The sequence below is a fragment of the Flavobacterium cupreum genome, from assembly GCF_003996965.1.
GTDB classification, from domain to species: Bacteria; Bacteroidota; Bacteroidia; order Flavobacteriales; family Flavobacteriaceae; genus Flavobacterium; species Flavobacterium cupreum.
In genome coordinates, this window is sequence record NZ_QWDM01000003.1 from 378240 (window position 1) to 393382 (window position 15143).

Sequence of the window (15143 nt, forward strand, 5' to 3'; positions counted from 1 at the left end):
GTTTAAAAAAAGGAACTACCTAAATAAAGGTAGTTCCTTTAAACAATTGGTCTTTTTGTTATAATTATTTTATTGAAGATATGGCTCCATGTCACAGCTTGAACAAGATAGTGTAACTGTTTTTTCATTCCAACATTGAGTTGAATCACTACAGCTCCATAAAGATAGAAAACCACCTTTAACTGCTTTTTGCTCTTCTTTAGAAACTTTTTTAACTTTTAAATTTTTTAATGCTAATTTTTTCATCGTTCTTTTTTTAGATGATTAATAAATAATTTACATTTCTAAAATATTCACATTTTTCTCTAATTTTTCATCACGTGCACTTGATAATTATTAAGAAAACTATAGTGAGATTATTTTTACCAAAAGTAAAATTATAAATAACATAAAAAAATTTTAAGAATAAAAATTTTAAGAAAATACATTGTATTTTCTTAATTTTATAAAATAAAATATTTTTTTTAAGATATGTTACTAAGTTCTTTTATAATTTTTTACTTTTTCCTCGAAAGTAGTCTCATCTCTATGCGTTTGCTCTCCTAAATAAAACAATTTCCTTTATTTTCTAAAAGAGAATAATCATTTTTGCATTGATTAGATATGATTTGGAACTAAAAGTCTCCTGAGAAAACATAAATGTTTGAGTTCATTAAAAATACTGGTATAAATAATAAAATGTACGACATAAAATTATGTGATAAAACAGCTATAATTTTTTGCCATAAATTAGTACCCAAGCAAAGAATATTAATCAAGAGGATTTTAATATTCAATTTATAAGAAGGAAACTACCTAAATGAAGGTAGTTCCAATAAATAGATTTTATAAGTATTACCTTATTTACAAAACATTAATTGATTAAATCATTATGCTTGCCCAAAATCACAGCTAGAACAAGATAATGTAACTGTTTTTTCGTTCCAACATTTGGTTGAATCGCTACAGCTCCATAAAGATAAAAATTCTGCCTCTTGTCCACCTTTAACTGATTTTTGTTCCTCGTTGGAAACCTTTTTAACTTTTAAGTTTTTTAATGCTAATTTTTTCATCGTTCTTTTTTAGATGATTAATAAATAATTTACATTTCTAAAATATTCACATTTTTTTCCAAATTTTTTTATCACGTGCACTTGATAATTACTAAGGAGACTAAAGTGAGATTATTTTTGCCAAAAGTAAAATTATAAATAACATAAAAAAAAATTAAGAATAAAATTTTTTAATAAAACATAAAGTATTTCATAAAATAAAATATTTTTTTAAGATAAAAAATTAATATTAACCAAGTTAAGTTGGAGAAATATTTATCTCGTTTTTTTAACCCGATTTTGAAATCTTATTTGTTATATTCAGATTTATATATAGCCCGTTGAGTATAATTATTGAAAATTTTCTTAATACATAGAACATGTTTTTTATTTATAAAAAGAAAATAAAGAATATTTTATCTATTATTGGTCCACTCAAATATATCTGAAATTGACATCCAAGAGAACTTGAATTTTACATTTACGAACGTAAGAAGACTATTTATCAATATATATTTATCCGCGTTAAAATCCAAATTATATTAATTTAAAAGAATGAAATAGAGAAGTTACTGATTTAGAATAAATTCCCAGAGTTTTAATCCGTATTAGGTGCTATTATGCTCGTTTTTTTGAATTATAATACCCTAATATTACATCTAAAATAAAAAAAGTGCAATTACCTTATATTGTTATAATAGAAAATTCTAGTATAATTTTAATTATTGGTAAAACTGTTAATTAAATAGTAGAATAGTTTTTAAGTAACTTTTAATTAAATTATTTTAATTGGATTTCAAATTAGAATTCTGTTTTTCATCTAAATGAGTCATTTCTTCTTTTTTAATTTCCTGAATGAAAAAGGAAACTGGCATTCCGGTTCTGGCAAAGAAAGCGTTGGTGAATCTTTGTGTACTGCTGAATCCCACTTCCTCAGCCAAAGCTTTATTGGTATACTTTCTAACTGCTTTATCATTTTGCAGTTGAGAAATTAAATAGTCTACTTTGAGGTCATTAATGTAATCGACGAACTTTTTTCCTCTATAGTGATAAATTATTTTTGACAGATACTTTACATTTGCGCCAAAGGCTACAGCTAATTTGCTAGAAGTCAAGTCTTTTTCGAGGAATTTGTCGTCCTTTTCAAATTTCTCCAATTGCTTCAACAATGTTTTTATTTTATCCTGATTTATATCAGCAATTACATTTGTTATTTGTTTCTCTTCAACTTTGGGGGATTTACCTTTAGTCATTAGTTCTTCGTATTTTTGTCTGTATATACGCTTATTTCTTATATTCCGGTATAGTAAAAGGATTAAGGAAAAAAATAAGAAGGCAATAACCAAACCCTGAATCAAATCATTGTGTTTTCTTCTGTTAAGAATATTTTCTATACTTTTTTTATCTGCCAACAGCTTTTTGGTGTCATACTCTTTATGGATCTTATGGGATAGATATCGATACCTGCGATCTAATATCCTGTCTATGTTTAGTAACTTTTGTATGTAATAAAGCTGGTTGTTCAGATCGTCTTTAGACTTATAATAACGTATCATCAGCTCATAATTCTCACGAAGATCTGGCCGAATATAATTTTTAGTTTCAATAATCTGAACTACTTTTTTAAAGTAAGGCAATGCTGTTTCATATTCATTTAACTGCCAATAGCTTTTGCCAATGTAAAAATAACCAACAGCCTGGTTTGCAAAGTCCTTCTTTTCTTTTATAATAGCTAAAGAATAGTTGATTTGCTTGATAGCCTCCCTATAATTTTTGAGCGCATATTGATTAATTCCTTCAGAATGAATAAAATAAGAATCCATCGTAGTGATACCCAACCTTTTTCCTTCTGACAAACCCTTTTTATTTGTTTGGGAACATAAGCCATAATTCCCAATTCTGTTGTAGCACAATCCAAGTGAATGAAGTGAGTTTAGATAACCTCTTGGATCTTCTTTTTCAAAAAAAGCAATGCATTGCCGAAATAACGATATGGCTTCATCATAAAAACCTAGATAATATTTTATATGGCCTATTGTATACTTTACTTTATGAATTAAATAATTGTCTTTGGTTTTTGAAATAAAATCATTTGCAATGAGGTAATTGTCCAATGCCTGATCATGTTGTTTCAGTCCATAGTAAACGATCCCTTTTGACAAATAAGCAGAACCGATAAGATTATTCTCCTTAGACTGCTTAGCACTGTATATCATGCTGTCGGCATAAATGAGTTTTAGTTTATCGGGTGAATGATGGAGGTAATTTTTGTATCCATTGACTATCTCCTCGAAATTTTTTTCAGACTTCGATTTTAATAAAAATGATTTTAAATACAAGGACTGCCTGATAGTATCACCTTGCGATTGGTCAATCCTATCATAGAGATAGTCATAATCTTTACGTAGAAGTGAGTCCGGAATTTTAAAGGCACTTTCTTGTGCTGTAATCTGATTTCCCAGGCATAGGAAAAAAACGAGTAGATATTTTTTAATCATAGGTTAAGATAAAAGTGTATACTATTTTATTGTAAGATAATTTCTAAAGAAAGGGGTTTTGTCTTCCAGAAATGTTCTTGAACAGTTTTTCTAAAAAAAAGAACATCAAATATAATATAAACAATTGATAATGAGATGAATATTTTTAAAAAATAGGGTATGGATTTTCCGAAAATCGATATGCTATTTTCCGAAAATCGACAATACATCTTTTGCGAGATTGAAATCCAGCTTCTAGCTTTGTCCCGAATTCAAAAGCAAAAATGTTTGGCATCGTGCTAAATAAAAGTTCTGCTTCCCGGGGAAATGAACTGGCGAAAAAAAAAGTAGCCGGTCACATTTAACAAATTTAATCATGAAAAATTTATCATTATGGGTACTTACCATTACAATTCTGTCGATTTCCTGCACAAATGATTTTACAGCGGATAGCGAATTAAAAGAAATTAATTCCCTTGAGGGCTCAACCTCTAAGCTGAGTAAATCCAATGTATCCAGTTTCGCTAAAAATTCACTTACTCTGCAAATCGATCAGCTGCTATCACAATTTTATGATCAGAGTACTTTCGATTCTGAATCAATTCTTTCAATTAATCAGGCGATCCATCCCACTGGAAATACAACAGTATCATTGGTTGCGGGTAATTTAAACCTGACCAATTCATCAATCGATGCAATCAGAAATGCAGTAAACCAATCGCAGGGACTATTTGAATTAAACGTCGATAATCCTTCTATGACAGCAGCAGGGAAAGCCAGTCTGTCAAACTTTATTGAAAACATTATGGAATTCAATAATGGTGATTACCAAAGTATGCTCCAGTCAATAGCACTTTATCAATCTAATATTAGCACTGATACTTCCTATACATCGGAAGATAAGTGTGTCATACTCGCTATATCTTCGATTGCAGGCTCTTCCCTTTTTTACGAAAAAAAGCGTGGGGATAAAGATTGGGACACAGCTATTGGTAACAGGGATGATAATTTTATCCCCACAGATGAAATTACTTTTAAAACGGTAAGAATGGCTTTGCTGTCCGGAATTATTCAAAATAATTTATAAAAAGAGAAATCATGTATCTATCACCCAAGATTGAAAAAAGAATCGTAACTGTTTTTTGCGTGTTTTTAATCATTTTTAATCTTATCGAGCTTTATTTCATTTATGAGCTGTCGAAATTTGATGAAATGATTGGTTATCCATCCATAAATGAGGTTAAAACCCGTAATGTACGACCGCTGGCTTTTCTGTTTTTTACAGATAACCTTGCCAACTTATTATTTGTGTCCGTTTCCTTGATGTGGATATTAATGTCCAATAGTTCCTATCAAGACTGATGATCCAAAATTTTCTTTAGGGTTTATCACAGCAAATGTTTAAAATTAATGTTTTGATAAAGAAAAGTTTATTATACCGGCATTCAGACCTGCAGGTCTTTACTTTTGAAAGGTTTTGTTCGAAAGCTGCACTGGAACAATATTTTAACAGCAGTTACTTCATTATAATTTTGATAAATTCAGGATGTATAACCTTGCGGGCAAATCATGTGGAGTATTACTTATGCCAAAGTGAACTGCTTGTAATACCGGTTAGAACTTCTTGCGAGATTGTATTGATGAGTGAAACATTGGAGATTTCCCTACTTTCTTTTACACCAGGTTTTATCTTTAAGAATACAATAAGAAAGCCAAACATAGGTTTCTTTGAATTTTTTATCGCAAAATTTCCATCGAAAATAAAGCTCAAGGATGAGGATTCTCTTTTGCTGAATGATTTGTTTGCTTTAACAGGAAACAAAAGATACAAAACAAATGAATATCCATTTTATAACGAAGTACTGTCGCTGAGCTTCAATCTTTTGTTGTATGTGCTTGCTTCAATATACAGCAAAGATTCCTGTAATGTAAAAGAAAAACATACCCGAAAGGAAAAACTGGTATTCCAATTTTTACAACTAGTAGAGCTTCATTGTGCAAAAGAGCATAGTGTCAAGTTTTATTCTGATGCATTATTAATAACAAAAGGACACCTTAGTAAAACCGTACAGCAGGTCACCAATAAGACCGTTAAGCAGTTTATCGAAGAAGCACTTATTTTGGAAGCTAAAATTTTGCTTCAAAATGATGACTTGACCATTTTGCAGATTATTGAGGAATTACATTTTTGTAATTCCTCATCTTTTAGCAATTTTTTTAGAAAATCAACTTTCATGTCCCCCTCGGAGTACCGTTTAAGGCTGAGATCTGAATGAACCTGAAAGATGGAATTATATTGTTTGCATAATATTATTAATATGATACAATCCCCTTACAAAGATGTCCTTTACAGTATCGTAAAAAAAGAACAGGAAATCAGTTTGGAATCCGTGCATGTAATAGACGAGTCCTATCGTATGATTATTTTCCTGCAGGATTTATTGTCAGGAATGAAAAAGCAAGTTTTGGAGCATCATTTTACAGAGGCAAATGAAGAAATCGAATTCTTCAGAATTATTAAGCCACAAATACTTGGAAAGTTGATTTACTATAATAAAGTGTACAGGATAGAAACATCCTGTCCGGTAAATGGAGGAAAAATGTATTATAAATATTTTTCCGGTGAATTGCAGCATTTGAAGAATGAATATAAAGAACATATTTGCAATTCTGATTTTTACCGGTATTATCGGTCAGGGAGAACCGACAGAGACCATGACTTTTTTAAATTAGGAAAAATAAATCTAAACACTGGTCTTAACAGTTTTATTTTTGAAGTTGATACTCAATTTTCTACTTACTATGATTATAAAGTTTCCCGTATCATAGCGGATGAACTGCTCTACAATTACCTGATTATCAAAATTAATCCTGTTGACAAGCCCGATATGGTTTTGCAGAATGCTGAATCCACAAAAGATGTTTTCTGGACAGAATCGAAAAATGCACTGATAGAGTTGATTTATGCACTTTATGTATCGGGGGCAATTTCTAACGGTAAAACTGGAATCCGCAAAATCAGCTTAATCTTTCAAATCGTGTTTCGTATCCAATTAGGAGATATCCACCATGCTTTTCACCGTATGAAAGAACGCTCAGGTAATCGCACTTTGTTTTTAGACCAGCTCAAAACTTCCTTAGATCAGTATATGGATAAAGATCTATAAAATTCATACATATCATTCTTAGCTAAAGCAGTGTCATAAAAACACTGCTTTTTTTATTACCTGCCCATATCCACCCATTGGCAGAATACTCCTGCGGCCTTAGTTTATCAACCAACAAAAATGAACAAACGTTGATAAACAAGCCATTGTTTGTTTTTCTGAAATCTCAAAAAAAATACTTTTCAATTGGCAAGCCTTGGCAGAAAATGTCATTAATGCGTTCCAATTTTGCATAGATCATTAATCGAGAATTAGTAATTGATAAAACATAGCTATTATGAATATCGACAGAATGGAATTTATGTCATGGATGGAGCGTATAATGGATCGCTTCGATATACTGGGCGAACACTTTGAAAATACCCAAAAACAAAAGAGCGCTATTGATGGGGAAGAATTGCTGGACAGTCAGGACCTGTTTATGATGCTCAAGGTCAGCTCACGTTCTTTACAGCGTTACCGATCCTCGGGTAAGCTTCCTTATTATACCATTAGCGGCAAACTGTACTATAAACTATCTGATGTAAACCAGTTTGTCCGCGATAGCTTTTCTGCTCCACTTAGAAAACAGATTAAGACAATTCCGGACAAATAAAGCCTCAAAAAGACTTGAACAGTCTGGCTATTGAGCTTTGGTTTACTTTCGATCCTACTTTAACAAAACTGAAAATATATTATGAGTGAACAAGAGAAACCCAAACAAGAAACTCCAGAGCAACTGACAGACATTCTTTTAGTACTGGACCAGGAAAAAATGAAAATTGTGGATGTAAAAGGAATTGATAAAAATGGAGAATTGGAAACAGTTCCCGCTGATAAAAAAAATCAAAATCAATTTATGCGGGTTGATAAACAAGGAGATTTGCTGTCCAACTTCTTTTCCAATTTCTTTAGCCAGCTAAAAAATCCGACCCGTTTCAATTTTTTCAAAGTGCCACAATTGCTGTCTGTAGGTATTGCTGCAGAAATGCAAAAACAGATTGATAATCCAAAGCCCGAAGGCGAAAAACTAATGAAAGAATATGAAGTTAAGATGGAATTACAAAAAGATAACAAAGTAGAAAATCATAAAAACATGGAAACAACACAAACAACAACAGAAACAAGCGAGTATCGTTTTAAACCAGAACAAATCGATTGGGATACCATGAACAATCTGGGGCTCAGCAAAGAAAAACTAGAAAAGATGAATCTGCTTGAACCGTTACTTAAAGGCTACAAGTCAAATGAACTGGTTCCCATCAGCCTTAATTTAGGAACTGCTATCACACGAATGGATGCAAGGCTGTCATTACAGTCAAATGAAGAAGGACAGGTTGTAGTTGCCATTCACGGTATAAGGAAAGAACCAACATTAAATTTTCCATTTTTCGGGCATGAATTTAGCAAAGAAGATAAGGACAACCTGCTTAAAACCGGCAATATGGGGCGTGTTGTAGATCTTACCAATCTCAAAACAGGAGAACCAGTTCCCTCAATTATCAGTGTAGACAGGCTTACCAATGAATTAGTAGCCCTTCATGTGGATAAGATAAAGATCCCGGATGAAATCAAAGGAATCAAACTTAATGAAGAACAAAAACAAACCTTACTGGAAGGCAAACCGCTTTACATCGAGGGGATGATCTCCAAAAAAGGGGATCCATTTAATGCTACTGTCCAGTTTAATGCCGATAAACGATATGTCGAATTCCAATTTGACAGAACCCAGAGTACTGGTCAAACCCAAAATAACCAGCAGCAAAACCAAGAAGTTCCAAAAACCATACGAGGGAAAGAGCTCAGTGAGCAGCAGTACGAACAATTTGCAGCAGGAAAAACCATTTATGTAGACGGATTGGTGGATAAACAAGGTAAAGAATACAAAGGGTATCTGACTTTCAATAAAGATACCGGTAAAGCCGGGTTTTCATTTAGTAATCCTAACAGTGTGAAGGTTCAGCCAGCCGAAGAACATAAAACCCAGACAGCTGTTAATTCCGAAGGTAAAACCAATGAGGCGACTAAAAATAGCACAGAACCACTAAAATCAGGACAGAAAGAACCTGACAGCAAGAAACAACAGGAAGAGCAAGACAACACACCAGCCAAGAGCAAAGGTAGAAAAATGTAATCATAAAAAACATTAAGATATGAAAGCAGTGATTACTGAAAAACCAAGTGTTGCCCGTGAAATAGCCTTATTATTAGGCGCAACAAATAAGGAAAACGGTTTTTTTACAGGAAATGGTTATATAGTCACTTGGGCTTTAGGGCATTTAGTAGGACTTGGTTTGCCTGAAGATTATGGATTTTCAGGCTTTCAAAAAGATGTCTTACCAATATTGCCTAAGCCTTTTCTGTTAAAAGTTCGAAAAGTAAAAAATGAGAAAGGCTATGTTACTGATACAGGTGCTGCAAAACAGCTTAAAATCATCGCACAGGTAATAAAAAGCTGTGAAAGCATTATTGTGGCTACTGATGCCGGACGTGAAGGAGAATTGATTTTCCGTTATATCTACCAATACCTGCAATGTAAGAAACCATTTGAACGGTTGTGGATTAGCTCTCTTACTGAGAAAGCCATCAAACAGGGATTTGATAATCTTAAACCAGGCAGTGATTTTGATGGTTTGTATCTGGCCGCAAGGGCAAGAAGCCGTGCCGATTGGCTTGTAGGTATCAACGCCTCGCAGGCACTCAGTATTTCTGCAGGTAATAGTATTTATACATTAGGAAGAGTACAAACACCAACGCTGGCTTTAATCTGTAAACGATATTTGGAAAACAAAAGTTTTACAATTCAGACGTACTGGCAGCTGCAGCTTAGCCATCAAAAAGAGTTTATTAACTTTATTAGCCTCTCCAAAAACAAATGGGATGATAAAAAACAAGCTGATGCTATTTTCAAGTCCATTCAGCGAAGCAAAACTGCCAATGTTACTTCCGTAGAAAGTAAAACCATTACAGAGCATCCGCCTCTTCTTTTTGATCTAACGGGCCTACAGAAAGAGGCCAATAAAAAGCTGAACTTTTCAGCAGAAGAAACGCTCTCTATTGTCCAAAGCCTTTACGAAAAGAGATTCATCAGCTATCCAAGGACCGGAAGCAAATATATCCCGGAAGATCTTTGGGATGAAATTTCTAATCTGGTCAGAGCATTGGAAAACAAACCCTCTTGTAAAGAAGCCTTTGCCAGAATAAAATGGGGACGATTGAATAAACGCATAGTTAACGACCTGAAAGTGACCGATCATCATGGACTTCTTATTACAGAGAAAATACCCTCTGTATTACCTGCTAAAGAAAATTCTATTTATGATATGATTGCCCTACGGTTATTAGAAGCGGTTTCCGAGGCTAGCATAAAAGAAATTACAGACATAACGTTAAATGTTTTGCATTATGATTTTTCTTTGAAAGGTTCTAAAGTCATGCAGGCAGGATGGCGTGCCATTAAAGGAAGTTTTTTTGACGAAGACAGTGAACACATTCAGGAGCTGCCAGAACTAAAAGTTGGCGATGAAGTTAAAATCAAAGAAGCCGTTGTACTGGAAAAGAAAACGAAGCCTCCTGTTTTATATACAGAAGCGGGGCTTTTATCTGCTATGGAAACTGCCGGAAAGGAAATTGAAAGTGAATATGCACGAAAAGCGTTACAAAATATTGGAATAGGTACGCCCGCGACAAGAGCTGGTATCATAGAGATACTTTTTAGCAGAAAGTATATTCAGAGGCAAAAAAAATCCCTGATACCAACTGAAAAAGGACTGCAAGTGTATAATCTTGTGAAAGATAAAAAAATTGCAGATGTAGCAATGACCGGCGAATGGGAATTGGCTTTAGAAAAAATAGAACATAATCAAATTGATTTTGATGTCTTCCAAAAGGAAATTGAAGCTTATGCAACTTCTATCACTGCAGAACTTCTTAATGCTTCCATAGCAACTGAAAATTTACCTGCTCTTATTTGTCCTAAATGCAGAAACAACCAATTACTCATCAAAGATATACTTGTCAAATGTCCCGATGACAATTGCAAATGGATACAGTTTCGTAATGTTTGCGGAATCCATTTGAGCATAGCTGATATAGAGAAATTGGTCAATGAAAAAAGAACCTCCCTTATTAAAGGAATGAAAAGTAAATCTGGTAAAAAATTCAATGCTTATATTGCGATTGCTGGTGATGGGAAAACTGTCTTTGAGTTTGAAACAACTAAATAGCTTTAAACATATTCGCAGCTTACTATTATTAAATGTTTTGATGATAGAATATATTAAATGATATAAAAGTAAATAGTTACTTAAAATTCAAACAACTCTTTTACTCGTAAAGCACTCCGTTACCTATCGGCTATATTTTTTCTTTGTAAATCCAATTTATTAATAGCTTCTTCTAGTATTTTGGTTTCAGTCTTATCAAGAATTGCTTGTTCATATTCCTGACTAAGATTTGTAACAATAGAATTGTTCTTTGATTCATATAGATATCGAATTCCATCTTTTTTATTTTCGCCGGCTTTGCTGAGTATGGATTCAATTGCTAATTGCGAAAGTTTCTCAGCAGTTACTTTTCCGTCAATATTTTTCCCAATTGATGTATAAATAACTGTTTCAACATTTTCGAAATCTCTAATATACTTCACTACAACTTGGTTATTTGTTGGAGTTATAACTTCTACATATTTTTTATCATCAAAATTATGTCTTTCTCTCCTCCATAATATTGATTTTGCATGAGATAAATCGGTAGAATTCTCTAAAACTAGAATAACAGCTTTAACTTCATTTCCTGTCTCAAAAGGAATTAATGTTGGTGCACCACTCCTAGAGCTACTAGTGCGTGCAAATTCAACTTTGAATGGAGTTTTACAATTTATTCTATCGATAATTATAGGCTCGATTTCTTTTCCAGGATTGTCAATTAGAGAACCATATGCTAAAATTCCAATTTTATATTTAGTCATAGTTTTGCGATTTAATGAGTAAGATTAATTGGTCTAAGATAATAGCTATAGCTTAATTCTAATCATGATTAAATTCCCAATCATCCCCGTAAGTTTCATTATCATCAAAATCATCGTCATTACCGCTATTATTAGTTGGTGGAACATAACTATAATCGTCATCATCATCGAAATTAGTATTAGAATTATTTTCTTGACGAGACTTATCGTAAGCAGAATTATTTGGATTTAATTGATTAGAGCGATTATCCTTATTAGCTTTATTTGGATCGGAATTATTATTCATTTTTTTAGTTTTGATATTAACAATATTAATAAAAAAAGAAATATGATGAATAGTTTTTTATCTGAATATTGAGACTATAGCTTAACTGCTAAAACCTTAATCTTGCGAATCACTGTTATTGCTAGTATATTTATTTAGTTATTTCCCAGTGATCATCAATAACGATGTTTTTTTGCTTATAATTTCCAGTAAGATTTTTTACTCCTTTTATTAACCCCTAACCAGCAATTCCAGTTAAGATTGGAACTGCAGCTACAACTACGATTCCTGTTGCAGCACCAGCGCCAACAAAGCCACCAATAGCGGCTAGCCCAGACATTATTCCTGCACCAGATAAACCAGCAGTTCCTAACCCGCCAACTACAGCTGTAATACTTCCGAATCCAATTCCAGCTCCACTTACAGTTCCAAGTCTTTCAGAAAACTTTTCTTTTTCAGCATTACTTAATTTAGAATATTTGACAAAACCTAAAGTAATTAATAGTCCAGTTTGTTTTATCATTTCATTAGTCGGAGTAGTTTGATTGTTTAATAATCTTTCCAAAGTTGAAATCGAGCAATTTATTGCTTTTGAAACTTTTCGAACCTCTAATTTATTTTGACTTAAAAATGATTTTAAAACTTGACTGTAGTTATCAGGGGTAATTCTTTCCATTTATTTGTTATTTAACTTTATGAGTAATCCATCTATTTTGAATCCAAGAATACATTGCTTTTATTCATAAAATTCTCTTTTTAAATCTTCGGGTTCTATACATAAAGAATGACAGTTTTCTCTTTTAGAGTCATCATACATTAGAATCAATTGAAACTTTACATTGATTTTTTTTGCTAAAAGTATTATATAATCATAGGATTCTTTTTTTAAGCTTCTCGGAGTAAGATCAAATTCTTTATTTCTAGTGATAAATTCATTTGCTAGTTTTTTTGACAAAAATAACATAATTACTTTTGGAGTCTTTTCAAAGCTTACAATATGATAAGTTCCAGTTAATTCTCCATTATTATGCTCCATAAGTACATAAAATGGTTCTCCAATAATATGCTCGTTTGGTAAAAATATCTGCTTTAAACGACTTCCAACCAGATTGAAAAAATTTGGAAGATCATCTGTAGTCATAAGAATTATATCGTGTTCCGATGCATAACTTTTTGCTCCAGATTGAAAGCCACTATTAGATATAAATACACCAGTTATGTTTTGTGATTTTGAAATTTTAGCATGAAAATCTCTTATTTGGTTTATTGCTATCGGTGAGGAATGTTTTTTGCATTCAATTGCCACTCTATGGCGGACTCTCGCTTTTACAAATTCATATAAAATGTCAATCTCATCCGTGTAACCATTCCTCAGAAGCTTTACATTTCTTGAAATTACAACTGGTTCTTCATCCGTGTTTGTTTCTAATATCAGAAGTAGCCTATATACTTTTTCAATATAGTCTTCAAAATCCTTACCTTTTTTATAGTTTTCCACTCCAATTTTAAATATTTGTCGTTCTCTTTTAGCTGGTGATTTTTTAGGAAATAACCAAAATATAAGAGCTTATTGAATTATAGGTACGACTATTCATCAACATTTTATATTACATTTTTTAACATAACGAAACTTGTTGAAATAGTGGCCATTTAATAATTATTTATAAGTCACAGTCTATTTCTAATTATTTTCCTTTCTTACTTTTCTTTTTAATTTCTTTCATCACATCAATTTTAACCCATTTGTTATCTTTTTCAGAAAACTTCACAAAATCCGGAATTTGATAAGTAGTCTTGATCTTTTGATCTTTTAGGAAATCAAGTACTTTGTCTAATGAGTGTTCAATAACTTCGTCACTTAGATTTCCTTTTAGTTCAAAACTGAAACTTGTGTTTTCATCTAAATTAACTTTTAAACCAAATGTTATGTCTTTCTCTTCAACAGATGCAGAAGTCACTTTACTGATTTTCTTTCTCTTAATTTTATCTCTAGCGAAAAATATAGTTTCTTTAATAATATCCCAAGCTGCATTTGTCGCTAAACCTTTTAAAAGTTCAATAATTAAAGGTTGATTTATTACTAAAAATGTAATTAAAGTATAGCTTTCAATATTATTTTGCGCAATCCCACTATAATTATATGAACTCAATTCAAGTTCCGCTTTTTTTAGTATTTGATTTATATCTTCAATCTCTTCATTTTCAAAGACTCCTAGATATTGTAAATGGATAACATTATCGCCGGTTTTAATACTTTTTCTTCTTTCTGCAACAAGATTTTCCTGTTGCTTGAAAGTATCACTTGAAATTATCTTTTTCAGTAGTTCGCTTGATTTCTTTCTATTTTCGTTCATATTTTCTTCAATTGATTTAATTTTTGCTGCTTAACACTTATAATCTAAATAGTAGAGACATTGTTGACTATTTATTTCTACCTCCAAATTTATATTTCATATCATTATTTTTTATTGAATATTATAAAAATACAAAACAATTATAATTATCTATTACGGTTTTCCGTATAATAAAAAAAGATGCTCTTTCAAGCATCTTTATATTTTTTAGAAATTATTTCATTTTTACAAAGCTATTCGCAACCTCTTGAATTTGCTCGTCTGTCAACTTTCCAGTTGCATTAAAATCTTGAACTTTTTCGAATGATATATTCAATCCACCATTTCTAACCCGCACCCGATAATATCCGAAACTTAAATAATGCTCAATGTAATATCCGATTTCTGAATTCTTGATTCTAGCAAGGTTTGTTATAGCTTGAACTGCACTAGTATCTTTAGTTGTTTTTTGCATAGCTTAAATTTATGATGTTAAAATTATTCGAAGAATAAAGATGCTGACCAGCGTCTTATTTTATGAATATATTTTTTTAAGTCGAAATCAAGGCAACTCTTTTTGTTTCTGTTCATTTCCTAATGCCCCATCTAGATTCGCATAATAACTATCAAAATCAAACATTATATCAAATAACTCTTTTGGATGTATTCGCATTCCAGTTGCTATTTCAATAAAAGTACTTAATCTGCAATCTATCTTATTATTTGCTGCATTGCTAATTTTAGCCTGACTCGTATTGCATTTTCCAGCTATTTCGGCATATGAGGTAACTCCTTTTATCTCCTTTATTTTTGCAGCTACTAATTCCTTAATTCTTTCAGTTTGAAACTCTTCCATAATTGCACTTTTATTCTGCAATTTGTATTTTATAATGAATTATTTCATTACCGAAATCGGTAATTT

Annotated in this window: 17 protein-coding genes; 7 read left to right on the forward strand and 10 right to left on the reverse strand. The window is 31.8% G+C overall.

Annotation, left to right across the window (positions count from 1 at the left end; translation table 11 throughout):
- Positions 1 to 69 precede the first annotated feature (69 nt).
- The 3 genes from D0817_RS25650 to D0817_RS06380 form a co-directional block, all read right to left on the reverse strand.
- Positions 70 to 246, reverse strand: coding sequence for a hypothetical protein (locus D0817_RS25650; RefSeq protein ID WP_158286302.1), 177 nt, complete (start codon positions 244 to 246; stop codon positions 70 to 72).
- A gap of 623 nt (positions 247 to 869) precedes the next feature.
- Entirely contained in the window at positions 870 to 1052 is a 183-nt protein-coding gene (locus tag D0817_RS06375; RefSeq protein ID WP_127337569.1) for a hypothetical protein, read from the reverse strand.
- Positions 1053 to 1816: 764 nt separating this feature from the next.
- Positions 1817 to 3529 (reverse strand): AraC family transcriptional regulator, encoded by a 1713-nt coding sequence (locus tag D0817_RS06380; RefSeq protein ID WP_127337570.1) that lies wholly within the window; start codon positions 3527 to 3529, stop codon positions 1817 to 1819.
- A gap of 355 nt (positions 3530 to 3884) precedes the next feature.
- Between D0817_RS06380 and D0817_RS06385 the strand changes: the two genes are divergently transcribed.
- The 7 genes from D0817_RS06385 to D0817_RS06415 all read left to right on the forward strand — a co-directional run bounded on the left by D0817_RS06385 (position 3885) and on the right by D0817_RS06415 (position 10880).
- The gene (locus D0817_RS06385) at positions 3885 to 4595 is read left to right on the forward strand and encodes a hypothetical protein (protein WP_127337571.1); all 711 of its coding nucleotides are present in this window, start codon (positions 3885 to 3887) and stop codon (positions 4593 to 4595) included.
- An 11-nt stretch (positions 4596 to 4606) separates the two neighbouring features.
- A complete protein-coding gene (locus tag D0817_RS06390; protein ID WP_127337572.1) occupies positions 4607 to 4870 on the forward strand; it encodes a hypothetical protein in 264 nt (87 codons plus the stop codon).
- Between the two features lie 53 nt (positions 4871 to 4923).
- Entirely contained in the window at positions 4924 to 5784 is an 861-nt protein-coding gene (locus D0817_RS06395; protein ID WP_158286301.1) for a helix-turn-helix domain-containing protein, read from the forward strand.
- A 42-nt stretch (positions 5785 to 5826) separates the two neighbouring features.
- Entirely contained in the window at positions 5827 to 6675 is an 849-nt protein-coding gene (locus D0817_RS06400; protein WP_127337574.1) for an RteC domain-containing protein, read from the forward strand.
- 277 nt (positions 6676 to 6952) lie between these two features.
- Positions 6953 to 7270, forward strand: a complete 318-nt coding sequence (locus D0817_RS06405) for a helix-turn-helix domain-containing protein (protein WP_127337575.1) — start codon at positions 6953 to 6955, stop codon at positions 7268 to 7270.
- 81 nt (positions 7271 to 7351) lie between these two features.
- Positions 7352 to 8788, forward strand: a complete 1437-nt coding sequence (locus D0817_RS06410; protein WP_127337576.1) for a DUF3945 domain-containing protein — start codon at positions 7352 to 7354, stop codon at positions 8786 to 8788.
- Positions 8789 to 8807: 19 nt separating this feature from the next.
- Positions 8808 to 10880 (forward strand): type IA DNA topoisomerase, encoded by a 2073-nt coding sequence (locus D0817_RS06415; protein WP_127337577.1) that lies wholly within the window; start codon positions 8808 to 8810, stop codon positions 10878 to 10880.
- Between the two features lie 119 nt (positions 10881 to 10999).
- Here D0817_RS06415 and D0817_RS06420 read toward each other — a convergent pair whose 3' ends face one another.
- From D0817_RS06420 to D0817_RS06450, 7 genes are all read right to left on the reverse strand, one after another.
- Positions 11000 to 11623, reverse strand: a complete 624-nt coding sequence (locus D0817_RS06420) for a hypothetical protein (RefSeq protein WP_127337578.1) — start codon at positions 11621 to 11623, stop codon at positions 11000 to 11002.
- Positions 11624 to 11681: 58 nt separating this feature from the next.
- Positions 11682 to 11909, reverse strand: coding sequence for a hypothetical protein (locus D0817_RS06425; protein ID WP_127337579.1), 228 nt, complete (start codon positions 11907 to 11909; stop codon positions 11682 to 11684).
- Between the two features lie 217 nt (positions 11910 to 12126).
- Entirely contained in the window at positions 12127 to 12564 is a 438-nt protein-coding gene (locus D0817_RS06430; protein WP_127337580.1) for a hypothetical protein, read from the reverse strand.
- Positions 12565 to 12624: 60 nt separating this feature from the next.
- Entirely contained in the window at positions 12625 to 13386 is a 762-nt protein-coding gene (locus tag D0817_RS06435) for a restriction endonuclease (protein ID WP_158286300.1), read from the reverse strand.
- 187 nt (positions 13387 to 13573) lie between these two features.
- Positions 13574 to 14242 carry a hypothetical protein gene (locus D0817_RS06440; RefSeq protein WP_127337582.1) on the reverse strand — a complete coding sequence of 223 codons (669 nt, stop codon included), beginning with the start codon at positions 14240 to 14242 and terminating at the stop codon, positions 13574 to 13576.
- A gap of 214 nt (positions 14243 to 14456) precedes the next feature.
- Positions 14457 to 14696 (reverse strand): hypothetical protein, encoded by a 240-nt coding sequence (locus tag D0817_RS06445; protein ID WP_127337583.1) that lies wholly within the window; start codon positions 14694 to 14696, stop codon positions 14457 to 14459.
- 87 nt (positions 14697 to 14783) lie between these two features.
- Positions 14784 to 15077, reverse strand: coding sequence for a hypothetical protein (locus D0817_RS06450; protein WP_127337584.1), 294 nt, complete (start codon positions 15075 to 15077; stop codon positions 14784 to 14786).
- Positions 15078 to 15143 lie beyond the last annotated feature (66 nt).

Bases quoted from the DNA above. Each gene is read 5' to 3' on its own strand.
- D0817_RS06445 (WP_127337583.1), bottom strand. From the start codon at position 14,696: ATGCAAAAAACAACTAAAGATACTAGTGCAGTTCAAGCTATAACAAAC.
- D0817_RS06385 (WP_127337571.1), top strand. From the start codon at position 3,885: ATGAAAAATTTATCATTATGGGTACTTACCATTACAATTCTGTCGATT.
- D0817_RS06440 (WP_127337582.1), bottom strand. From the start codon at position 14,242: ATGAACGAAAATAGAAAGAAATCAAGCGAACTACTGAAAAAGATAATT.
- D0817_RS06430 (WP_127337580.1), bottom strand. From the start codon at position 12,564: ATGGAAAGAATTACCCCTGATAACTACAGTCAAGTTTTAAAATCATTT.
- D0817_RS25650 (WP_158286302.1), bottom strand. From the start codon at position 246: ATGAAAAAATTAGCATTAAAAAATTTAAAAGTTAAAAAAGTTTCTAAA.
- D0817_RS06450 (WP_127337584.1), bottom strand. From the start codon at position 15,077: ATGGAAGAGTTTCAAACTGAAAGAATTAAGGAATTAGTAGCTGCAAAA.
- D0817_RS06380 (WP_127337570.1), bottom strand. From the start codon at position 3,529: ATGATTAAAAAATATCTACTCGTTTTTTTCCTATGCCTGGGAAATCAG.
- D0817_RS06410 (WP_127337576.1), top strand. From the start codon at position 7,352: ATGAGTGAACAAGAGAAACCCAAACAAGAAACTCCAGAGCAACTGACA.
- D0817_RS06415 (WP_127337577.1), top strand. From the start codon at position 8,808: ATGAAAGCAGTGATTACTGAAAAACCAAGTGTTGCCCGTGAAATAGCC.
- D0817_RS06400 (WP_127337574.1), top strand. From the start codon at position 5,827: ATGATACAATCCCCTTACAAAGATGTCCTTTACAGTATCGTAAAAAAA.
- D0817_RS06375 (WP_127337569.1), bottom strand. From the start codon at position 1,052: ATGAAAAAATTAGCATTAAAAAACTTAAAAGTTAAAAAGGTTTCCAAC.
- D0817_RS06420 (WP_127337578.1), bottom strand. From the start codon at position 11,623: ATGACTAAATATAAAATTGGAATTTTAGCATATGGTTCTCTAATTGAC.
- D0817_RS06425 (WP_127337579.1), bottom strand. From the start codon at position 11,909: ATGAATAATAATTCCGATCCAAATAAAGCTAATAAGGATAATCGCTCT.
- D0817_RS06390 (WP_127337572.1), top strand. From the start codon at position 4,607: ATGTATCTATCACCCAAGATTGAAAAAAGAATCGTAACTGTTTTTTGC.
- D0817_RS06405 (WP_127337575.1), top strand. From the start codon at position 6,953: ATGAATATCGACAGAATGGAATTTATGTCATGGATGGAGCGTATAATG.